This window comes from Pantoea sp. BJ2 (genome assembly GCF_040255075.1).
Classification (GTDB): domain Bacteria; phylum Pseudomonadota; class Gammaproteobacteria; order Enterobacterales; family Enterobacteriaceae; genus Pantoea; species Pantoea leporis.
Genome location: NZ_CP158292.1, coordinates 669,825 through 691,565, shown reverse-complemented (window position 1 = coordinate 691,565; position 21,741 = coordinate 669,825). Strand labels below are relative to the sequence as shown.

General features: G+C 56.5%; 20 protein-coding genes and 3 tRNA genes. 12 read left to right on the top strand and 11 right to left on the bottom strand.

The window, feature by feature from the left end; all coding sequences use genetic code 11:
• Window positions 1–73 precede the first annotated feature (73 nt).
• From urtB to urtE, 4 genes are read left to right on the top strand one after another with little or no spacing between them, the layout of a single operon-like run.
• Window positions 74–1,639, top strand: coding sequence for an urea ABC transporter permease subunit UrtB (gene urtB / locus AAF463_RS03075; protein ID WP_350261508.1), 1,566 nt, complete (start codon window positions 74–76; stop codon window positions 1,637–1,639).
• Window positions 1,639–2,715, top strand: a complete 1,077-nt coding sequence (gene urtC / locus AAF463_RS03070) for an urea ABC transporter permease subunit UrtC (RefSeq protein WP_192412424.1) — start codon at window positions 1,639–1,641, stop codon at window positions 2,713–2,715. Before urtB ends, urtC begins: the two co-directional genes overlap by 1 nt.
• On the top strand, window positions 2,708–3,499 hold the full coding sequence (gene urtD, locus AAF463_RS03065) for an urea ABC transporter ATP-binding protein UrtD (protein WP_110867489.1): 792 nt from the start codon (window positions 2,708–2,710) through the stop codon (window positions 3,497–3,499). The genes urtC and urtD overlap by 8 nt, the downstream gene beginning before the upstream one ends.
• A 1-nt stretch (window position 3,500) precedes the next feature.
• Window positions 3,501–4,199 carry an urea ABC transporter ATP-binding subunit UrtE gene (gene urtE, locus AAF463_RS03060; protein WP_101762174.1) on the top strand — a complete coding sequence of 233 codons (699 nt, stop codon included), beginning with the start codon at window positions 3,501–3,503 and terminating at the stop codon, window positions 4,197–4,199.
• Window positions 4,200–4,619: 420 nt separating this feature from the next.
• Here urtE and AAF463_RS03055 read toward each other — a convergent pair whose 3' ends face one another.
• From AAF463_RS03055 to rbsK, 3 genes are read right to left on the bottom strand one after another with little or no spacing between them, the layout of a single operon-like run.
• Window positions 4,620–5,633, bottom strand: coding sequence for an aldose 1-epimerase family protein (locus AAF463_RS03055; protein ID WP_350261507.1), 1,014 nt, complete (start codon window positions 5,631–5,633; stop codon window positions 4,620–4,622).
• On the bottom strand, window positions 5,630–6,955 hold the full coding sequence (gene fucP, locus AAF463_RS03050; RefSeq protein WP_101762178.1) for an L-fucose:H+ symporter permease: 1,326 nt from the start codon (window positions 6,953–6,955) through the stop codon (window positions 5,630–5,632). Before fucP ends, AAF463_RS03055 begins: the two co-directional genes overlap by 4 nt.
• A gap of 9 nt (window positions 6,956–6,964) precedes the next feature.
• Window positions 6,965–7,882, bottom strand: coding sequence for a ribokinase (gene rbsK / locus AAF463_RS03045; protein WP_350261506.1), 918 nt, complete (start codon window positions 7,880–7,882; stop codon window positions 6,965–6,967).
• A gap of 360 nt (window positions 7,883–8,242) precedes the next feature.
• On the opposite strand from rbsK, the gene deoR reads away from it, so the two are divergent.
• Window positions 8,243–9,013 carry a DNA-binding transcriptional repressor DeoR gene (gene deoR / locus AAF463_RS03040; protein WP_101762370.1) on the top strand — a complete coding sequence of 257 codons (771 nt, stop codon included), beginning with the start codon at window positions 8,243–8,245 and terminating at the stop codon, window positions 9,011–9,013.
• A gap of 232 nt (window positions 9,014–9,245) precedes the next feature.
• Window positions 9,246–10,913, top strand: coding sequence for an energy-dependent translational throttle protein EttA (ettA, locus tag AAF463_RS03035; RefSeq protein WP_097095007.1), 1,668 nt, complete (start codon window positions 9,246–9,248; stop codon window positions 10,911–10,913).
• Window positions 10,914–10,962: 49 nt separating this feature from the next.
• On the opposite strand, the gene nadR is transcribed toward ettA, so the two are convergent.
• The 3 genes from nadR to serB all read right to left on the bottom strand — a co-directional run bounded on the left by nadR (window position 10,963) and on the right by serB (window position 14,671).
• Window positions 10,963–12,189: a multifunctional transcriptional regulator/nicotinamide-nucleotide adenylyltransferase/ribosylnicotinamide kinase NadR gene (nadR, locus tag AAF463_RS03030; RefSeq protein WP_110867484.1), complete on the bottom strand. Its 1,227-nt coding sequence runs from the start codon at window positions 12,187–12,189 to the stop codon at window positions 10,963–10,965.
• A 105-nt stretch (window positions 12,190–12,294) separates the two neighbouring features.
• Window positions 12,295–13,680 (bottom strand): DNA repair protein RadA, encoded by a 1,386-nt coding sequence (gene radA / locus AAF463_RS03025; protein ID WP_007886867.1) that lies wholly within the window; start codon window positions 13,678–13,680, stop codon window positions 12,295–12,297.
• A gap of 13 nt (window positions 13,681–13,693) precedes the next feature.
• On the bottom strand, window positions 13,694–14,671 hold the full coding sequence (serB, locus tag AAF463_RS03020; protein ID WP_350261505.1) for a phosphoserine phosphatase: 978 nt from the start codon (window positions 14,669–14,671) through the stop codon (window positions 13,694–13,696).
• Window positions 14,672–14,778: 107 nt separating this feature from the next.
• On the opposite strand from serB, the gene AAF463_RS03015 reads away from it, so the two are divergent.
• Window positions 14,779–15,459: a YtjB family periplasmic protein gene (locus AAF463_RS03015; RefSeq protein WP_101762182.1), complete on the top strand. Its 681-nt coding sequence runs from the start codon at window positions 14,779–14,781 to the stop codon at window positions 15,457–15,459.
• On the opposite strand, the gene yjjJ is transcribed toward AAF463_RS03015, so the two are convergent.
• From yjjJ to AAF463_RS02995, 4 genes are all read right to left on the bottom strand, one after another.
• Window positions 15,456–16,778, bottom strand: coding sequence for a type II toxin-antitoxin system HipA family toxin YjjJ (gene yjjJ / locus AAF463_RS03010; RefSeq protein WP_309836007.1), 1,323 nt, complete (start codon window positions 16,776–16,778; stop codon window positions 15,456–15,458). The two genes, AAF463_RS03015 and yjjJ, sit on opposite strands and share 4 nt — an antisense overlap.
• Window positions 16,779–16,900: 122 nt before the next feature.
• The gene (yjjG, locus tag AAF463_RS03005) at window positions 16,901–17,584 is read right to left on the bottom strand and encodes a pyrimidine 5'-nucleotidase (protein ID WP_137385112.1); all 684 of its coding nucleotides are present in this window, start codon (window positions 17,582–17,584) and stop codon (window positions 16,901–16,903) included.
• A gap of 8 nt (window positions 17,585–17,592) precedes the next feature.
• Window positions 17,593–18,033 carry a ribosomal protein S18-alanine N-acetyltransferase gene (rimI, locus tag AAF463_RS03000; protein ID WP_350261504.1) on the bottom strand — a complete coding sequence of 147 codons (441 nt, stop codon included), beginning with the start codon at window positions 18,031–18,033 and terminating at the stop codon, window positions 17,593–17,595.
• The gene (locus AAF463_RS02995; protein ID WP_101762186.1) at window positions 18,005–18,415 is read right to left on the bottom strand and encodes a DNA polymerase III subunit psi; all 411 of its coding nucleotides are present in this window, start codon (window positions 18,413–18,415) and stop codon (window positions 18,005–18,007) included. Before AAF463_RS02995 ends, rimI begins: the two co-directional genes overlap by 29 nt.
• 106 nt (window positions 18,416–18,521) lie before the next feature.
• Between AAF463_RS02995 and rsmC the strand changes: the two genes are divergently transcribed.
• The 4 genes from rsmC (at window position 18,522) to AAF463_RS02975 (ending at window position 20,009) form a co-directional block, all read left to right on the top strand.
• Window positions 18,522–19,553 carry a 16S rRNA (guanine(1207)-N(2))-methyltransferase RsmC gene (gene rsmC, locus AAF463_RS02990; protein WP_101762187.1) on the top strand — a complete coding sequence of 344 codons (1,032 nt, stop codon included), beginning with the start codon at window positions 18,522–18,524 and terminating at the stop codon, window positions 19,551–19,553.
• Between the two features lie 132 nt (window positions 19,554–19,685).
• Window positions 19,686–19,772: transfer RNA gene (locus tag AAF463_RS02985), tRNA-Leu, on the top strand.
• A gap of 34 nt (window positions 19,773–19,806) precedes the next feature.
• A tRNA-Leu gene (locus AAF463_RS02980) sits at window positions 19,807–19,893 on the top strand.
• A gap of 29 nt (window positions 19,894–19,922) precedes the next feature.
• Window positions 19,923–20,009: transfer RNA gene (locus AAF463_RS02975), tRNA-Leu, on the top strand.
• A 93-nt stretch (window positions 20,010–20,102) separates the two neighbouring features.
• Here AAF463_RS02975 and AAF463_RS02970 read toward each other — a convergent pair.
• A complete protein-coding gene (locus tag AAF463_RS02970) occupies window positions 20,103–20,387 on the bottom strand; it encodes a DUF1435 domain-containing protein (protein WP_110867479.1) in 285 nt (94 codons plus the stop codon).
• Between the two features lie 227 nt (window positions 20,388–20,614).
• Here AAF463_RS02970 and AAF463_RS02965 point away from each other — a divergent pair, with 227 nt between their 5' ends.
• Window positions 20,615–21,709: a diguanylate cyclase gene (locus AAF463_RS02965; RefSeq protein ID WP_101762189.1), complete on the top strand. Its 1,095-nt coding sequence runs from the start codon at window positions 20,615–20,617 to the stop codon at window positions 21,707–21,709.
• The last annotated feature ends 32 nt before the right edge of the window (window positions 21,710–21,741 follow it).

Here is a 21,741-nt window from a genome sequence, read left to right as displayed (position 1 = left end):
GGGGAAGGCCGGGATGGGGGACAGCAACACCAATCCCCGCCCAGCACAACTTCTCACCATCAGGGCCAGAACCATGACAATCCGCCGTTATCTCTGCTGTCTGCTGTTACTGCTGCCCTGGCTCGCCCAGGCGGGCGATGGCGCAGACTTCGCGGCCGCCAGCCGCGCGCAACAAGCCACGCTGCTCCAGCAGTGGGCCGCCGCACCGCAGGCCAGTCGCTTGCCGCTGCTGCAGGCGCTGCGCAATGAAACCGTGGTCATCGACCAAAAACAGCAGCCGTTCAGCAAACAAGGCGAAGCGTTGCAGCCGCTCGACAGCGCGCAACAGCCCGACGGCGACACCAAAAAGCTGTTTATGAACAACCGCCTGCGCGTATTGATCGCCAGCGCCCTCGCCGCCCATCAGCTGGTGAGCGATGATGCCGCGATCCGTTTACGTGCCGCACAACAACTGCAAAATGATGGCGTCGCCGACATGCTGCCGCTGATTGAGCAGCGTCTGACGCTGGAAAAAGACGCGAAAGTGCACGACGTACTGCTGATGGCAGCGGCCAACCTGCAACTCGCCAGCCCGGATGCGGCGCTGCGCCTTAAGGCTGTCAAACTGCTCGGCGAATCCAGCGATCCCAACATGCAGGCCAGCCTCACGCGCTTAACCCAGTCCAGCAATGAACCCGATGCCAGCGTGCGTGATGCCGCCGCCGCCAGCCTGAAGCAGATTAAACAGCGCCTGATGTGGGGCGATCTGCTCGGTCAGGCGTTTACCGGCCTGTCGCTCGGTTCGATTCTGCTGCTGGCCGCGCTCGGTCTGGCGATCACCTACGGCCTGCTGGGCGTAATCAACATGGCGCACGGCGAAATGCTGATGCTGGGTGCCTACGCCACCTGGTTTGTGCAAAGCCTGTTCCAGCAGTTCGCACCGCAGTGGCTGGCCTGGTATCCGCTGCTGGCGCTGCCGGTGGCCTTTCTGGTCACCGCCTGCATGGGCATGCTGCTGGAGCGCACCATCATCCGCCATCTGTACGGACGTCCGCTGGAAACGCTGCTCGCCACCTGGGGTATCAGCCTGATGCTGATTCAACTGGTGCGCATGCTGTTTGGCGCGCAGAACCTGGAAGTGGCTAACCCAGGCTGGCTCTCCGGCGGGCTGCAGCTATTACCGAATCTGGTGCTGCCGTACAACCGTATCGCGGTGATCCTGTTTGTGTTTGCCGTGCTGGCCCTCACCTGGCTACTGCTGAATAAAACCCGTCTCGGCCTGAGCGTGAGCGCCGTGACGCAAAACCGCGCAATGGCCGACTGCTGCGGCGTGCCGACCGGACGTATCGATATGCTGGCGTTTGGCCTCGGTTCTGGCATCGCCGGACTCGGCGGCGTGGCGCTGTCGCAGCTCGGCAACGTCGGGCCGGAGCTCGGTCAGGGCTACATCATCGACTCCTTCCTCGTGGTGGTGCTGGGTGGCGTCGGCCAACTGGCGGGCACCGTGGTCGCGGCCTTTGGTCTCGGCATTCTTAATAAAGTGCTGGAGCCGCAGATTGGCGCGGTGCTGGGAAAAATCCTCATCCTCGTGCTGATCGTGCTGTTTATCCAGAAACGTCCGCAGGGCCTGTTTGCCTTCAAAGGGAGGGTGATTGACTGATGAGCCAGCCAATGACGTTAACTATTGCGCGCAAAGCGCCACGCCTGACGCTCAGCCTCGGCGTGGTGATCGCTGTGCTGCTGCTGGCGCTGCCGTTCTGCGCCCTGCTGCCCGCCACCCATCCGCTGGCGATCTCCACTTACACGCTAACGCTGGTCGGCAAGATTCTCTGTTACGCCGTGGTCGCAGTGGCGCTCGATTTGGTGTGGGGTTACGCCGGGCTGCTGTCGCTCGGTCACGGCCTGTTCTTCGCGCTTGGCGGCTATGCGATGGGCATGTATTTGATGCGCCAGGCATCCGGCGACGGCCTGCCTGCGTTCATGTCTTTTCTTTCATGGAGTGAGCTGCCGTGGTTTTGGGCGGGCACGCAACATTTTGCCTGGGCGCTGTGCCTGATCATGCTGGTGCCGGGTTTACTGGCGCTGGTGTTTGGCTTCTTCGCCTTCCGCTCGAAAATCAAAGGCGTTTACTTCTCAATCATGACGCAGGCGCTGACCTACGCTGGCATGCTGCTGTTTTTCCGCAACGAAACCGGCTTCGGCGGTAATAACGGCTTTACCGGCTTCACCACATTGCTCGGCTTTAACGTCACCGCTACCGGCACGCGTATTGGACTGTTTGTCGCCACGGTGCTGCTGCTGCTGGTAAGCCTCGGCATTGGCTTCGCGCTGGCACGCAGCAAGTTTGGCCGCGTGTTGACCGCGGTGCGCGATGCGGAGAACCGCCTGATGTTCATCGGATACGATCCCAAAGGCTTCAAGCTGTTTGTCTGGACGCTGTCGGCGGTGCTGTGCGGGCTGGCGGGCGCGCTCTACGTGCCGCAGGTTGGCATTATCAACCCCAGCGAAATGTCGCCAACCAACTCGATTGAAGCGGCGATATGGGTGGCGCTGGGCGGACGCGGCACGCTGATTGGTCCGCTGCTTGGTGCCGCCATCGTTAACGGAGCCAAAAGCTGGTTCACCGTCGCCTTCCCGGAATATTGGCTGTTTTTCCTTGGCCTGATGTTTATCCTGGTCACGCTGTTCCTGCCGCGTGGCGTGATTGGCCTGCTGCGCCGGAGGCGTGATGACTGAACAACTGTTTACCCAACCTCATCCCTCGGATCGCTATCGTGAACAAAGCGATCCGGTATTGCAGCTGGAGAAGATCAACGTCTCGTTCGACGGCTTTCGTGCGCTCACCGATCTCTCACTGAAGATCGGCGTGGGCGAACTGCGCTGCGTGATCGGCCCCAACGGCGCGGGAAAAACCACGCTGATGGATGTGATCACCGGTAAAACCCGGCCGGATAATGGCCAGGTGATCTACGACCAGGATACCGATCTCAGCAAAATGTCGCCGGTGGAGATCGCGCGCGCCGGTATTGGGCGCAAGTTCCAGAAACCCACGGTATTCGAAGCGCTAACGGTATTTGAGAATCTGGAAATCGCGCTGAAAAACGACAAATCGGTGTGGGCCAGCCTGCGTGCGCGGCTGAACGGCGAGCAGCAGGATCGCATTGATGAGGTGCTAAAACTGCTGCGGCTGGGTGCCGAACGCCAGCGCAAAGCCGGTTTGCTGTCGCACGGCCAGAAGCAGTTTCTGGAAATCGGCATGCTGCTGGTACAGGACCCGCATCTGCTGCTGCTGGATGAACCGGCAGCCGGCATGACCGATGCCGAAACCGAATACACCGCCGAGCTGTTTCGCAGCCTCGCCGGTAAGCATTCGCTGATGGTGGTCGAGCACGACATGGGCTTTGTTGAAACCATTGCCGATCACGTCACCGTGCTGCATCAGGGCCAGGTTTTGGCCGAGGGATCGTTACGCGAAGTGCAGGCGGACGATCGGGTTATCGACGTTTATCTGGGGCGTTAACATGCTGCAAGTCGCGGAACTTAATCAATATTACGGCGGCAGCCACATTCTGCGCGGCCTGTCGTTTGAAGCGAAGCCGGGTGAAATTACCTGCCTGCTGGGACGTAACGGCGTGGGTAAAACCACGTTGCTGAAATGTTTGATGGGGCTGATTCCGGCTAAATCCGGCGAAATTCGCTGGCAGGATAATGTGATCAACAGCCGCAAGCCGCATCAGCGCGTGCAGGCCGGTATCGCTTATGTGCCGCAGGGGCGCGAAATCTTCCCGCGTCTGACGGTGGAAGAGAATCTGCTGATGGGGCTGGCGCGTTTTTCCGGCGCACAGGCCAAAGCGGTGCCGGAGGAGATCTATCAACTGTTTCCAGTGCTACGTGAGATGAAAGCGCGCCGCGGCGGCGACCTGTCGGGCGGACAGCAGCAGCAATTAGCGATTGGCCGCGCCCTCGCCTGTTCACCAAAGCTATTGATCCTCGATGAGCCAACCGAAGGGATCCAGCCGTCGGTGATCAAGGAGATCGGGGCGGTGATCCGCCAGTTGGCGCAGCGCGGTGATATGGCGATCCTGCTGGTCGAGCAGTTTTATGATTTCGCCGCCGAACTGGCCGACAGCTATCTGGTGATGTCGCGCGGCGAGATCGTGCAGCGCGGCGCCGGATCCGCCATGGAAGCCGAGGGCGTACGCGGATTAGTAGCGATTTAGTTGCACCGTTTCTTTGTACGGTGCGCATTTATGCATAGCTGGAAATCAGGTTGCCATGAATGGCGCCCCTAAGGGATTTATAGCGATTTTGAGACTGGAAATGCACTGCAGCCGCAGCGTGGGTGTTGAGGCGACATCCCAACCCGCTGAACGAGTGAGGGATTCCAGGGCGAGCCGCATGGATGCGGCGAGAGGTGGCGCTGAGCAGGAGCGAATCGACACCGGTCCGTCAGGAATCGTGAAGGAGTGAAGGGACCGCGTAGCGGCGGGTTGGGCTGGCGCAAGGCCCGGGAGTGCAGAGGGCGCGGCCAGGCGCCCTCTGCTCGGTCGCCGCACAAAAATGCTGTAACTGCCCAAGCTCAAGGCGAACGAAAGTCGCACTGCGCTTGAGTTATTGGCATTACGCCATGAATGGCGCCCCTACAAAATCCCGGTCTCAACGCTGAAATGGCGCTGTTCGCCGGGGGCCAGCTCAATCAGCGTGCCGGCGCGCTGTGCGGCTTTGAAACCCTCCGGGCGGCAGGTTGACGGCAGCACATAGGCGGCGACCTGCTGATCGCGGTTATGCAGCATCCAGCGCGTGGCGTGCGGGAACTGTTGGCTGGAGAAGCGTGTCATCAGAGCAAACCCTTGCGGTGAGTGCAGCTCGAACTGCATCTCATCACCGTACTGCTGGAGATCGTCGGCGAAAAACACGATCTCCGGATCGCACATCTGCGGCTGATCCAGCTGCTGAAACGCCTGCGGATCGCGCGCCAGTTGATCGGTATATGCGCGCCACTGCGGGGTAGGCTTGACGTGCGCCGGGATCGAGCTGCGCAGCTGGAACGCATCGGTCGGGATCGACTGCTGGAAACGCCCTTGATCCAGCCAGGCGCTGTTCAGATGACACATATACTGCAGCGGCATCGGCGCGCCTGCCAGGTTAGTGACGTTCATCTCAATGTGCAGGCGCGCAGCATTGGCCTCAAGGCGCACCGCCGGTGCGGCAAGATAGTGATGGCCAAAGCCCTTCACATACTCGGTTTCGCCCTCCAGCGACAGGCGATCGTCCTCCAGCACGAGCCATGCGCTGTCCATGCGCGCGCAGGCCATTTCGCCATGCAGCGGATGATCGTCATCCTCTGCCGGACAGCCGTTGGCCAGCAGCCCGGAGTGGAAAGCGAAACAGCCATAGGTATCAATGATCGAACTGCCGGGCAGCGGCTGCTTAAAGCTGTGGCCCATGGTCAGCGAATGGCCGTCAAAGTTAGCGTCCCACACCATCTGACCGTAAAACGGCAGTACGATCACCGTGCCGCGTGGATTGCTGATGCGCACCGCTTCCACGCCTGCGGGATAGCGAAACAGCTCGACGTGGAACGTCTCGTTGCGCAGCAGCGTGGCTGGCGTTTCATGAAACTGCTCACGACGTAACGGTAAACGGGTTTTCATGGCATCTCCTCAACTAAACGACCGGCTGCTTCTGCCTGTTTTTTATGACGCAGCTCGCCCCAGAAGAAGTAACCCACCCAAGCGAAGCACAGCAGCGAAACGCCGAACGCCAGCTGCATCGATCCCAGATGATCGGAGACGAAGCCCTGAATCGCAGGAATAAAGGCAGCACCGACAATCGACATCACGATAAACGCGCCCGCCACTTCGGTGTATTTGTTATCGACGGTCGCCAGCGTTCCAGCGTAGATCGTCGCCCAGCACGGACCAAACAGCGCACTGACCAGGATGGCGGCATACACGGCGGTAAAGTTCGGCACAAACATCACATACGCCAGCGCCAGAACACCCAGCAGCGAGTAGGCAATCAACACTTTTTCCGCACGGAAGCGCGTCATCAGGACGTTGGCGATAAATTTACCGATAAAGAAGCCGATGAAGCTGTAAATCATAAAGTTAGAGGCATGGCGCTCATTGACCGCGCCGAGCGTCAGCGCCAGACGAATGGTGAACGACCATACCGCCACCTGCATGCCGACATACAAGAACTGCGCCAGAATCCCGCGTTTGAAGTGACGATTCGCCGCCAGGTAGCGGAAAGTCTCGCCGAGCGACGGCAACGATTTTTCACTGCTTTCCGGTTTGCAGCGCGGATAGCGGGTGAAAAGGAACAGCAGCATCACTACCACCAAAACCATCACCAGATATTTATACGGCTCAAGCGTGTGCTCCAGCATGGTGAGACGGAAAGCATGCGCCTGTTCGGCATTCATGCCGGCCAGCTGACTTTCCAGACTGTCGCCCTCCTGAAACACCAGATATTTGCCCAGCACGATGCCCATCAGTGCGCCCACCGGATAGAAGGTCTGGCTGATATTCAGGCGCAGCGTGGCGTGATCGCGATGACCAATCATCGAGCTGTAGGTGTTGGCGGCGGTTTCGAGGAAGCTCAAACCGATGGCGATGGCGAAAATCGCCGCCAGGAACATGGTGTAGGTTGCCATGTGCGACGCGGGATAGAACAGCACGCAGCCCACGATATACAGCGCCAGTCCCAATAAAATCGCCAGTTTATAGGTGGCTTTGCGGATCACCAGCGAGGCCGGAATAGCGATCAGGAAGTAGCCGCCATAGAACGCGCTCTGCACCAGCGCGCTGGCGAAATCGCTTAACGCGAACACGCTTTTGAACTGGGTGATCAGGATGTCGTTCAGACTCGCCGCACAGCCCCACAACGGGAACAGGCACGAGAGCAAAATGAACTGGAACAGCGGCGTTTTATTCAGATAGCCATCAGATTGCTGAACAATGTTCGGTTGCATAACTCGACCTCAGTGAACGTTGAGAAAACGCTGGAAGGTTTCCGCGTCGGGATAGGAGCGCTGCGTGCCGCGACCGGTCACGCTGCAGGCGGCATAAGCCGAGGCTTGTGCCATCGCGGCCGGGATATCGCCGCTTTTCACCAACTCGTGGGCGAAGCAGCCGATAAAGGCATCGCCCGCGCCGCTGGTATCCACCGCTTTTACCGCGGTGGGGGCAACCTGATGCACGCTGTCGCCAGACATCCACAGCGAACCGCGCCCGCCCAGCGTGATGATCAGGTTTTTCAGCCCGCGTTTGAGCAGCGATTGCCCCGCCAGCTTCACCTCTTCATCCGTGGTGACCGGCATGCCGGTGAGGATCTCCAGCTCGGTTTCATTCGGCATGAAAAAGTCGCATTTGCAGGCGTAGTCGATATTGAGATCCGCCACCGCCGGTGCCGGATTGAGGATCACTTTGATGTCATGCTGACGGGCAAAATCAATGGCGTAATAAACGGTCTCCAGCGGGATCTCCAGCTGCAGGATGATCAACTGGCAGCTTTTCAACGCGTCAGCGGCGGCATCGATATCGGCTTGCTTCAACTGTTGGTTGGCACCTTTAATAATCAGAATGCGGTTCTGCGACTCATCGTCGACGAAGATCGGTGCCACGCCGCTGGAGGTGCCTGGCGCGGTGGTGACGAAGCGGGTATCAACGCCCTGCTGCTGCAGATTGGCCACGGTATTCGGCGCGAACAGATCGTCGCCGACTTTACTCACCATCATCACGCTGCCGCCCATCTTCGCTGCTGCCACAGCCTGATTGGCACCTTTACCCCCGCAGCCGATGGCAAAATCGGGTGCTTCCAGCGTTTCGCCCGCTTTAGGCAGCTGATTGGTATAGGTAATGAGGTCCACCATATTTGACCCAATAACCGCAATATCCATTGTTTTCTCCCGGTGAATTTTTAACTTTATAATGTTATTAAAATAACAATATCAGGTTAATAAAGTTAATTGTGTGATAAATTTCACACCTCGACATCCTGATAAAAAGCCGATAAACAGCCATTAATTGGTAGAAATGAATGTTATTATTCTAACAATGGAACAACATTGAGAATCAGAGCGAAGCGGCTTGAGAGCAACACGTTGGCGGCATTGCATGAGGTTTGCGGGTCGATCTCATTACAGGTAAGATTGAAAACTGGCCTGCTGGATACGTCGCAAATCATTAAAATATGTGAGATTTATCGTGATTTTTGACCAGGCCACTTCGACTTCAGGATTAATTACGCAGAGATGATCATGGAAACCCGGCGCGACGAACGTATTCACAAGTTGGCTCAGGCGCTGAAACGCACCGATAAACTGCACCTGAAAGACGCGGCGCAGCTGCTGGGTGTGTCGGAAATGACCATTCGCCGCGATCTCACCGAACCGGCTTCAACCGTGGTGCTGCTGGGCGGCTATATCGTCAGCGATCCGAAAAGCCACGCCGGACACTACTTCATCTCCGATCAGCACGGTCAAAACGCCGCACGCAAACAGCGCCTGGCGCAGGCTGCTGCGGATCTGATCAGTGAAAATGACACGGTATTTTTTGATTGCGGCACCACGCTGCCGTACATCGTAGATGCGATTCCTGACACCTTGCCGTTCACCGCCATCTGCTGCGCGATGAACACTTTCCTGGCGTTGAAAGAGAAACCGGCCTGCAACGTGATCCTGAGCGGCGGTGAGTTCCACGCCGATAACGCGCTGTTCACGCCGATTGGCGCGCACTCGATCCTCGACGATCTCTGCCCGACGCTGGCCTTTATTTCGGCGGCAGGTATCGATCAGGAACAGGGCGCCACCTGCTACAACATTAACGAGCTGGCGATGAAGCACCACGCGATGCTGCGCGCACGTCAGCGCGTGCTGGTGGCGGACAGCAGTAAATTTGGCAAAGTGCTGCCCGCGCGTATCGGTGAATTGCGCCGTTTTGATTTGCTGGTCAGCGATAGCGCACCCGAACCGGCGCTGAAGAGCTGGCTGGCACAACAGAATATTCCGCTGCGATTGCCTAAAGCTTAGAATTCCTCTGTTTCTATTACCGGGAAACAAAACCAGACCCTAAATACTTCGTGTTGCAGGAAGGCGGCAAGTGGGTTCATCCCCAGGAGCATACATTAGTATGTGACTGGGGTGGACACACGCAGCCAACGCACCTGCAGCGCGAAGTATGACGGGTATGAATAAAGGGTGAAAACAGCTAAACTTCTGTACCTAAAGTTCATAACTCACAGACCAAAAGGCTCAATACAACGTGGCTCAATTCGTCTATAGCATGCATCGCGTCGGCAAGGTCGTTCCGCCGAAGCGTCACATCCTGAAGAATATTTCTCTTAGCTTCTTCCCTGGAGCAAAAATCGGTGTACTCGGCCTGAACGGCTCGGGTAAATCGACGCTGCTGCGCATCATGGCCGGTATCGATACCGATATCGAAGGGGAAGCACGCCCGCAGCCGGGCATCAATGTGGGTTATCTGCCGCAGGAACCGCAGTTGAACCCGGAGCACACCGTGCGTGAATCCGTTGAAGAAGCGGTTTCAGAAGTGGTGGGCGCGCTGAAGCGCCTCGACGAAGTGTATGCGCTGTATGCCGATCCCGATGCGGATTTCGACAAGCTGGCCGCGGAACAGGGCCGTCTGGAAGAAGTGATCCAGGCGCACGATGGTCACAACCTCGATACCCAGCTGAACCGTGCCGCCGACGCGATGCGTCTGCCAGACTGGGACGCCAAAATCGCTACCCTTTCCGGTGGTGAGCGCCGCCGCGTTGCGCTGTGCCGTCTGCTGCTGGAAAAGCCAGACATGCTGCTGCTCGATGAACCGACCAACCACCTGGATGCCGAATCCGTGGCGTGGCTCGAGCGCTTCCTGCACGACTTCGAAGGGACCGTTGTGGCGATCACGCATGACCGTTACTTCCTGGATAACGTGGCTGGCTGGATTCTGGAACTGGACCGCGGTGAAGGTATTCCGTGGGAAGGTAACTACTCTTCCTGGCTGGAGCAAAAAGATCAGCGTCTGGCGCAGGAAGCTTCTTCTGAAGCGGCGCGTCGCAAATCTATCGAGAAAGAGCTGGAGTGGGTGCGTCAAGGCGCGAAAGGCCGTCAGTCGAAGGGCAAAGCCCGTCTGGCACGCTTTGAAGAGCTGAACAACACCGATTATCAGAAGCGTAACGAAACCAACGAACTCTTCATTCCACCTGGCGCTCGCCTCGGCGACAAAGTGCTGGAAGTGACCAACCTGAAGAAATCGTATGGCGATCGCGTGCTGATCGACGATCTGACCTTCTCTGTACCGAAGGGCGCGATTGTCGGCATCATCGGTCCGAACGGCGCGGGTAAATCTACGCTGTTCCGCATGATGTCAGGTCAGGAGCAACCGGATTCCGGCACCATCGAGCTGGGCGAAACCGTCAAGCTGGCGTCAGTTGATCAGTTCCGTGACGCGATGGACAATTCCAAAACCGTGTTTGAAGAAGTGTCTGGCGGTCAGGACATTATGCGCGTTGGCAACACCGAGATGCCAAGCCGTGCTTACGTCGGTCGCTTCAACTTTAAAGGCACCGATCAGGGCAAACGCGTGGGTGAGTTGTCAGGTGGTGAGCGCGGTCGTCTGCACCTCGCCAAGCTGCTGCAAGTCGGCGGCAACCTGCTGCTGCTTGATGAACCAACCAACGACCTCGACATCGAAACCCTGCGCGCGCTGGAAAACGCCCTGCTGGAATTCCCAGGCTGTGCCATGGTGATCTCGCATGACCGTTGGTTCCTCGACCGTATCGCCACCCACATCATCGATTATCAGGATGAAGGCAAGGTGGAGTTCTTCGAAGGTAACTTTACCGAGTACGAAGAGTACAAGAAACGCACCCTCGGCGCCGACGCGCTCGAGCCGAAGCGTATCAAGTACAAGCGTATGGCGAAGTAAGGCTTTTACTGTGAAAAAGGCGCCTAGTGGCGCCTTTTTTATGGCTGAATCAGCTGCCCAGCATCTGCTTTACTAACTCGACGCAACGTAGGAAGCGCGTGTCATAGTCATCTTCTTTAACGTGAACAAACTCGATATTGTTTTCACGCAGCATGGTGATCAGCATGGTCTGGAACTCGCGACGATCCATTGAGCTGCCGAGGCTGCGCAATCCATCCGCCACCCAGGGCACGTTGTTTTCCAGCAAAATCACCAGGTCGAAACGGTATTCATCAATTAACGCCTGCACAAACGGATGCTCGCGACCTTCGTACTTGAGGCAAAACGCCTGCGTAGTGATGAAATCGGTATCGATAAAGGCGACTTTACTGGCGTACTTCACTGCGAAGTCGATGTACTGGGCCTGACCGAGCGCGATTTTGTCGTAGTCGGAATATTGCAGCGCCATTTCGTCGCCACCGAGGTGTGAGAAGACATAATCACGGCCATATTCCCATGCGCTGGTGGTGTTGAAGATGTTCGCCAGCTTGTTCACCAGCGTTGATTTGCCGCTCGACTCGCCGCCCAGCACCGCCACGGTGCGCACGAAGAACGGCTTCACTTCGGTCGGAATATATTCCCAGTAGCGGAATGGATCCTGACGAATCTGGCCGCCGCTGATGTTCATAAAGGATCGATTGGGATCGATCACCACCGCCGGAATGCCGAGGTGCTGCTCATACATCGCGGCATCCGGTTCTTCACTGGTGTAGATACAATTCGGCTCGATGCCCTGCTCAGCCAGAAAGGTTTTGACGCCGCCGCTCCACACATCCCAGCCGTGCGGATAAGGTTCAATGCCCTCTTCGTCAAACGAATGGATGCGGATATTTTTCTGGTATTTGAAGGTTTGCAGCAACCAGCGTAGTCGATCGCTGATGGTCGGCTGCTGCGACATGGCGCTGTTTTCAAACAGTTCACGATCGCGCGGCTCGTCGTGGCCCATGATGATATGCAGCTCATCCACCTGACTGCAGGCGCGCTGGATTAAATAGATGTGGCCGGTATGCAGCGGATAAAATTTCCCGAACACCACGCCAACGGTTTTATCGCGGCGCGGAAATTCCAGGCCAAGAAAACGGTGCAGCGCTTCCAGCTTCTGCGCACTCGGGCTTTTAATTTTGGCGTTGAGCAGCTGGCTTAAGTAGCCTTTGGTCATTCCGCTGGCGTCGGCAACCTGCTGCAGCGTGTGGCCTTGCTGGCGAATGGCTGTTTTCAGGTAGTCAAACGATGACATTTAGTGCCTCCTGCGTGGAATAAAGGGCGGTGCGGCCTTTAAGACGGTGCGCATAAATGCGCACCCTACAAACGTAGGGTCGGCATTCATGCCGACCGGTAAAACTTACAACTCATCCAGAATCGCTAACGCATCCGCCAGCTTCTTCGCGCTGTACACCTTCATCCCTTCGACCGGTTTCTTCGGTGCATTACCGGCCGGGACGATGGCGCGCTTAAAGCCGTGTTTCGCCGCTTCGGAAATGCGCTCCTGGCCGCTCGGCACCGGGCGAATTTCGCCGGCAAGGCCCACTTCACCAAAGATCACCAGATCCTGCGGCAGCGGACGATCGCGGAAGCTCGATACCATCGCCATCAGCAGCGCCAAATCGACGCTGGTTTCGGTGACCTTTACGCCGCCGACCACGTTAACGAACACATCCTGATCCGCCATCTGCAAGCCGCCGTGGCGATGCAATACCGCTAACAGGATTGCCAGGCGATTCTGCTCCAGACCCACCGCGACGCGGCGTGGGTTGCCCATCATCGAATGGTCCACCAACGCCTGAATCTCGACCAGCAGCGGACGCGTACCTTCCCACAGCACCATCACGGAACTGCCTGAGGTGATCTCATCACCGCGTGACAGGAAGATGGCCGACGGATTGCTCACTTCACGCATGCCCTGCTCGGTCATGGCGAACACGCCCAGCTCATTCACCGCGCCAAAGCGGTTTTTATGGCTGCGTAAGGTTCGAAAACGGGAATCAGCGTCGCCATCCAGCATCACCGAACAGTCGATACAGTGTTCCAGCACTTTCGGGCCGGCCAGCGAACCGTCTTTGGTGACGTGACCGACCATGATGATCGCCACGCCGCGCGTTTTGGCGAAGCGTGTCAGGTAGGCGGCCGTTTCACGCACCTGCGCTACGCTGCCCGGCGAGGATTGGATCTCCGCCATGTGCATTACCTGAATCGAGTCGATCACCATCAATTTCGGCTGCTCCTGCTCGGCGATCAGGCAGATCTGCTCGATGCTGGTTTCCGACAACATATTGAGGTTTTCGGTCGGTAATCCCAGACGATGGGCGCGCATCGCCACCTGTTGCAGTGACTCTTCGCCGGTGACATACAGGGTTTTCATCCCTTCTGCCAGCTTGCACATCACCTGCAGCAGCAGCGTCGATTTACCGGCACCCGGATTACCACCAATTAAGATGGCGCTGCCCGGCACCACGCCGCCGCCCAATACGCGATCGAACTCTTTGAAACTGGTTGAGAAACGCGGCAGGGCTTCGAGGCTGATCTCCGACAGCTTCTGCACGCGGCTAACGCCCGCGTTGCCGCCGGCATAACCGCTCAGGCGCTCATTACGCGCCGCCGCAGGCGAGGCGGCAATGCGCACCTCGGTGATGGTGTTCCACGCATGGCAGGCGCTGCATTGCCCCTGCCAGCGCGGATAATCAGCGCCGCATTCGTTACAAACGAAGGCGCGTTTTGCCGCTTTGGCCAAATCAAATCCTCAGTTAACGCTCTTCGTGAATCAGGCTGCCGGTCAGGATGCAGAACACACCCATCAGGTCAGCATGACGGATGATGATTTCCGTCTGCTCATTCACTTTAGATTTAGCATGATAGGCGATACCCAGCGCCGCGGTTTTAATCATCGGCAGATCGTTGGCACCATCGCCAATCGCCACGGTTTGTTCCGGCGCAATTTCAAAGCGCTGTGCCAGATCGTTCAGGGTATCGGCTTTAAATTGGGCGTCGACAATTTGTCCCAGCACCTGGCCGGTTAGCTTGCCGTCGCGAATTTCCAGCTCGTTGGCCACCGCCGCGGCTAAATGCAGCGTCTGGCGCAAATAGTCGGCATAGAAGGTAAAGCCGCCCGAGGCGATCGCCACCTGCCAGCCCAGCGCCTGCAGCTTCTGCACCAGCGTGGTTAAGCCTGGCATCAGCGGCAGCGCATCGCGCACTTGCATCAGGATATTGGCATCGGCGCCCGCCAGGGTGCCGACGCGCTCGCGCAGGCTGGCTTTGAAATCCAGCTCGCCGCGCATCGCGCGCTCGGTGACTTCCGCCACCTGCTCGCCGCAACCCGCCAGTTTGGCGATCTCATCGATGCACTCAATCTGGATCGCGGTGGAATCCATGTCCATCACCAGCAAACCTGGCGTTTTCAGATGCGGGATTTTGCCGAGCGGTGCCACATCAAAACCGGCTTCATGCGCCAGTTTGCTGGCGCGCGGCGTCAGCGAGCCTGCCAGACGTATCACCTGATACTCATCGACATTCCAGGCGCTGACGATCACCATCGCCGCCCCCAGCTTATGCTGATAATCGGTGAGTTTTTGTTTATCGAGCCCGCGCCCATACAGCAACCAGCCAGTCCGACCAGCACGGTAATCCAGCGGCATCACTTCATCACCGCTGAGGGAAAGGGGTAAACCCGGCCAAAGTGAAACATCGGCGGGCAGATCGCACCAGGTAAGACGATTTGGCATTACAGCTCCTGTAGGGACAACAAAACCACGCAAGAGGCTACCTTGTCTGCGCGGGTTCTGGCAACATAATTGCCAGCCTTTCTGCTGTTACATCACACGGGTTTCTGATGGTTAAAACCGCACTGAAATTTCGCCTGCATCGCACGGTGATTGTTCTTATCTCGCTGGCTCTGTTAGTGGTTCTGATGCAAGGCGCATCCTGGTTTAGCCTCGGCCATCAAATGGCTCGCTCTGAACAAGTGGAAGAACTGGCGCGCACGCTGACCAAACAGGTGGCGTTTAGCCTTAAACCGTTGATGGATAACAGCGACGATAACCGCACGCAGATTGCCGCCATCCTCAATCAGATGACCGACAACAGCCGCATTCTTGATGCTTCCGTTTACGCCGATGATGGCAGCCTGGTGGCGCACAGCGGCGAAAGCATTAATGTGCGCGATCGGCTGTCGCTGGATGGCAAACGCGCTGGCAGCTACTTCAACCATCAAATTGTGCAGCCGCTGGAAGGCAAAGATGGCCCGCAAGGTTTCCTGCGCGTCACGCTGGATACTCACGTGCTGGTGACGGAATCACGTCAGGTGGATAACACCACCAACATCCTGCGCCTGATGATGTTACTGGCGCTGGCCATCGGCATTATCCTGACGCGCACCCTGCTGCGCGACCGTCGCACCCGCTGGCAGCAATCGCCGTTCCTGCTAACGGCGAGCCGCACGGTGAAAGAGGATAAAGAGAAAGAGCAAGAAGAGGCGGCGGCAGCAACCACAGAGACTGAAAAAGAGCGTTAAGCCATTTTATGCATTGTTACTTCCATCGCTTCCAGTTGCTGTAATGCCTGCCCGGCAATGCTGCGGAAGTTCGCGCTAAACTCAGCATCCTCTGCAATCGCCTGCCAGTAGATTTTCGCCATAGCGCTGGCAGCGCGCCACACGGCGCCTGGCAGCGCGAAATCCAGCGTCAGTTTGACTTCATCGCGCATGTGCCCCTGAGAATTGGGCGCCAGCGCCATCGGCAGCATGTCGTAAGCCGGTGTCAGGCTGAAACGTTCTTCATCAGTAAAGAAAGACAGATTGCCCGCGTGCATGTCGCTATTGGCAATCAGTCGTCCAAACGCCCACTGCAAAGTCCCGCGTTCAACCGCTACCGCATCAACACGTTGCTGACGCTGCAACTCACGCAGCGCATCCGGCCAGTGTTGTTGATGGCCGATAAACTCTGCGCTTACCGCTTCTAATGAACTCATGCAGCGTCGACCACGTTGATGAATGCGATCAAAACGCTGCACTTCGAGGAACAATTGTCCTTCACTATCAATCAGCTGGCTATGTGCGGCAGGCAATCCCGCCGCCAGTAAATGTTGCAACGCCAGATGCTCCGCGCGTAACAAATCACGCCAGCGCTCAGCATTATCACTTTGACGGGCGACGGTAAATTTCACCAGACAATGACGATCGCCATTCGCCGTTGCGGCATAGCACAGGAATTTCGGTTGTTCGCCGCCAGCCGATGAGCCCGGTTCATCGCCGCTCAGCGCCTGTTGTGCCATCAGCGGATAACGCGCGATTTTTTGCGCCTCGCTGATGGCTTGCGGTGCGGGCTGTTGCAGCCAACGCTGGTATGTCATGTCGCCAACAATAAAAGCGCCCGGCATATCGATGCCGCCGCTTGCCAGCGCCATCAGGCACTGCTCATCACTCCAGAGACGAATATCATCCGTCAGCCCGAGCTGTGGCGCGTATTCACGGCCCCATTGTCGGCCCAGAAAACCTTGCGGACGCATCTCCTGCAGGAACCACGGTAAGCCGTCATAAAAGCGGCCTTGATCGTGCTGGTCCAGATGCAGACAACTGCCCTGCGGCCAGGTTGGCAAAAGGATGCCAGCGGGCGATGCCTGACCTTCAGCAGAAATACGATACAGCGGGAAGCGGCTTTCACCCCGGATGGGCCGCAGCAACGCATAACGCGTCGCGCGCGCTTTGCCCCATTTGATAATCTGCGGCTGCTGACGCAGTTGGCGTGAAAGCGTGGCCTGGCTGATATGCAATCGAGCCAGCAGATCCGCCGCGCTAAGCGGTCCTTCCAGCAGCAAACTTTGTAGCTCAGCCATTGCCGCCACCTTACCTGATGAATAGATTGATGAATAGATTCATGCATAGATAATAACATAAAAAAAAGCCCGCACAGCGGGCTTCTCAGCATCATCACGATGGTAACGATGAATAGATACTTTTAACCTTCAGTCAGAATCGCTTCTAGCTCTGCCAGCGTTTTCACCTGCCAGGTTGGCGTGATGTGATCGGGTAACGGACGCGTGCCGTGATCGATCCAGCAAGTCTTCAGGCCAGCATTCATGCCGCCGAGAATATCTGACTCTGGCGTATCGCCGACCATCAGCACGCGGCTGCGATCCGGGTTGCCCAGCAAGGCCAGCGTGTGATCAAAAATCGCCACGTCAGGTTTCGGTACGCCAACTTCTTCAGAAATCACCAGCGCATCAAACACATCGAGGAATCCGGTACGCTCAAGTCGCGCCTGCTGTAACGCAGTGAAACCGTTGGTGATGATAGCGATTTTCACTTTGCCTTTCAGCGTTGATAACAGGTGGGCTGCGCCTTCCAGCGGCAGGCAGATATCGGCCATTGCGCTGAGGAAATCACTGTTGAGTACTTCGGGTGCGACGCTCAGCTTTTCACCCCACAAGGTGAAGCGGCGCGTTTGCAGCTGCAGTGCGGAAATGGTGCCGTTCTGGTAATCGACCCACAGCGGCTTGTTGATCGCCTGATAATCGGTGTAATCCTGCGCAGAAAATTGCACGTCATAGCGGGCAAACATGCGCTGCAAACCAGCGTAAGCATCGAAATGGAAAAGCGTTTCGTCTGCATCAAACAGGATGCAGTCCCAATCGTTTAGCATGGTGCTCCTTAAAGCGTTAGCGCCATAATGATGGCATCTTCTCGTCCGCTGGCAGTGGGATAATAGTTGGGGCGTACGCTCACCTGATGGAAATCCAGCTGCTCATACAACGCAATCGCCGGCATATTTGAGGCGCGCACTTCCAGCCACAGCATCATCACGTCGCGCTGCTCGAGCTCAGCAATCAGATGCTGCAACAGCTGGCGCGCCAGGCCGCGGCGCTGGAAGTCGGGATCCACCGCAATATTGAACAGCGACGCTTCATCCAGCACCACTTGGGTGATGGCGAATCCGGCCAGCTTACCTTCAACTTCAATGCGGATATTAACGAAACGTTCGCCTTGATTGCTGCTCAACGTCTGCTCGCTCCACGGAAAAGCATGTGCGCGGCGCTCAATCGCCAGCAGCTGCGGCTGGTCTTCAGGGGTGACTAAAGAGATGGCTGTCATGGTTACACATCTGTTGCCACAGGGCGCGTTTTGCTGCGCCGCTGCTGATCAGTTCATTGAAAACGGCGGTGTTGAAGGTAATGCCGTTAAAGGGATGTTCGCTCTCAACGCCCAGCAGCCAACCGGCGCAATCGACCTGCTCCGGCAGCATTTGCAGCTGGTCTGGCGTTAACGCCATGACCTGCGCGGGTTGAATGTTCAGCGCGCGCAGCACGTCGCGAATCAGCGGTTCTTGTAGCGTGGGTGCCTGTTCGGCCACCAAAACCAAACGCGTGTCGGGCAAAAGCGTGACGGCAATTTCCCCTTGCAGCACGCGCGGACGCCGCAGCTGATACTGCGTAATCCCCATTTGCTGTAGAAGCCAGTCGCGCCTTGTGCTCATGCTATTACCCGTTATGCTGCCAGAATGCGACGCTATGCTAGCAAACCCATCGAACATGCGCCAACAAAGCACTATAATCGCGGCTCTGATTTAACAGGAGTGCTCCATGTCTGCTTTTACCCCGGCCAGCGAAGTGATTCTGCGCCACAGTGATGAATTTACTGCCCGCAACGTTTTGTTTGCTGGCGACCTGCAGGATGACCTGCCCGCCCAGCTAGAAACCGCGTCGAGCCGCGTGCATACCCAGCAATATCATCACTGGCAGAACCTAAGCCATCGCCTTGGTGAACGTGCGGTTTACAGCATGGTTGCAACCGCTGCCGATGTTGAAGGCTGCGATACGCTGGTTTATTACTGGTCGAAGAACAAACCCGAAGCGCAGTACCAGCTGCAAAACCTGCTCTCTCTGCTGCCGGTAGGCTGCGATATCTTCGTGGTGGGTGAAAACCGCAGCGGCGTGCGCAGCGCCGAAGGCATGCTGGAAGCGTGGGCGACGCTGGAGAAAGTTGATAGCGCGCGTCGTTGTGGCCTGTATCACGGTCGTCTCGATAAGCAGCCAACCTTTGATGCCAGCAGCTATGGCCATACTTATCAGCTCGAGGATCTCACCATCCATACCTTGCCGGGCGTGTTCAGCCGTGATGGTCTGGATATCGGCAGCGATCTGCTGCTCTCCACGCTGACGCCGCATTTCCGTGGCAAAGTGCTGGATATCGGTTGTGGCAGCGGCGTGCTGGCAACTGTGATGGCGAAAGTGTCGCCGCGCGTGCGTCTGTGGCTGTGTGATGTGCATGCTGCTGCGATTGAAGCGAGTAAAGCCACGCTGGCCGCCAATGAACTGGAAGGTGAAGTGTTTGCCAGTAACGTGTTCTCTGACGTTACCGGCCGTTTCGATATGATCATCTCCAACCCGCCGTTCCACGATGGCCTGCAAACCAGCCTTGAAGCGGCTAACACGCTGATTCGCGGTGCGCTTAAGCATCTGAACAGCGGCGGCGAACTGCGTATCGTGGCTAACGCCTTCCTGCCGTATCCACAGATTCTGGATGAAACCTTCGGCAATCACGAAGTGCTGGCGCAAACCGGACGCTTCAAAGTCTATCGCGCCGTATATGGTCGCGGTGCCAAAACGCGTTAACAGCAGCGCGGCGGCAGAAACGTTGCTTTTTACAGCGATCGTTTTGCCGTCGCGAAATATGTGTTGACGCAATGAGTAAAATCTCTAAAATGCGCCTCCGTGGTTAGCAATACTTTAGGGTGTTGTTAGTTTGCGATGGTGGCGGAATTGGTAGACGCGCTAGCTTCAGGTGTTAGTGTCCTTACGGACGTGAGGGTTCAAGTCCCTCCCTTCGCACCAAACTAAAATCACACAGTTTATATCTGCGCACTGAGCGATGGTGGCGGAATTGGTAGACGCGCTAGCTTCAGGTGTTAGTGTTCTTACGGACGTGAGGGTTCAAGTCCCTCCCTTCGCACCAATGCGACGATATAAACAGACAACTAAGATGCGATGGTGGCGGAATTGGTAGACGCGCTAGCTTCAGGTGTTAGTGTTCTTACGGACGTGAGGGTTCAAGTCCCTCCCTTCGCACCAACAGTTGTCACTCCTTTCGAGCAGTAAATCCCCCGAAAGATTTTTCAACGAACTTCACGCTCTCAGCGTGATGTTGTCGTTTCTGCGATTTGATCAGATAACGTGGAAATTGACCGACACCGCCGCTAAGCCGCCCGCCAAAGCCAGACAAGACGGCAGCAACAGATAGTGACGCAGGCGATGGTGAAACAGCATCACCACGGTCAGCAGCAACGCCACAATCATCACTACTCGCCATTGACTGAAACTCGGTTCCCATAACGCAAAAATCGGCATCGCCGCGCAGGGTAATAACACGCCCCAACCGCTATCCAGACGTTTACCCATTACCCAGCTCACGCCCCATAGTCCGCAGGCGGCTATTATCGCCATGATCATCGCGCAACCCTCAAATGATAAATATTCGCATTATCATATGACAATATTTCTCATCTTGCAGCGAATTTTTGTCGCAAGCCATGCCGGATGACAGAATTACTGGAAAATGCTAAATTGCCGCCGATAACAATATCGCTAACACAACAATAACGTGCTCTCTATCCGGGTAGGTAAACTATTACTTGCGGGTAGCGCTTTGATATATCAGGGCTGTCACGAGAATAATAATGAAATTACAATCTTATGATGAGTTGAAACAGAGTAAATATCGGCTGTCTCTGATGCTATTTCTGTTTCTTAATGTCGCCGTTTCGCTTTTTTGCCTGCTGCCGATTTTAGGCAGCGATAGCCCAATACGCTCGCTGCCGGTGGACGTTGTAGCGGGCTTCAGCTCCACGCTGCTGGTTATTTGCTTAATGGCGTCAAAACAAAAATTACCGCTATTAAATCCTGTGGCTTTTATTTTGGGTGCGCTGTGGGCGTGGCATATTAACCACAGATATCATCTGGTTTACTATTTTGATGGCAGCTTTTTAATTATCAGCCTGTTAAGCGTGTTCTTTATCAGTGCCATTGCGCTGAGTGATTATTTGATTGCATTCTGTTTACACATCACACCGCCGGTATTAACCGTGCTGTTATTGGATGATGGTCAGCATTTAATGATGATCTTATTCACCATTACGCTGCCATTAATCGGCTTTTCACTGCACCATTTAATGCGTCGTCGCTTTGATACCTTCACCCGTCGGCTGGTGAGCCAGCTGTATGAGGAAAAAGAGAGCTTCAGCGATTTGAGCATGCTCGATCCGCTTACCGGCTTGTACAACCGCCGTGGATTGAAGAATCGCCTTGATACCATTCTGGAAAACCACGCCGGCAGCCACTTTGTGCTGCTGCTGGATATCGACCACTTCAAAGCCTACAACGACAATTACGGCCATGCGATGGGCGATCAGGCGCTGGCGCGCGTGTCCGTGGCGATCCGCGACGCGGTGCGTTCGCGCGATGTGGTCACACGCTACGGTGGCGAAGAGTTTCTGGTGCTGATGACCAATGTAAACGCCTCAATCGCAATGAAACTGGCTGAACGCATTCGTCAGTACGTGGTGGATTTGGAAATTCCGCACCGCTTCAATGATAAAGTCTCGACGCACGTCACCATCAGCGCTGGCATCGCGCCCATCTTTGCTGACGATTTTGACCAGGCGGTCGCCAATGCTGACCGCGCGCTGTATGTGGCGAAAAATCAGGGACGTAACACTATTCTGGCGTGGGAAGATTTGCCGAAATTGACGCAGGCGAGTAATGAACTGATATAAAGCCTCGTCATTACCCAACGCACACCTCGTCG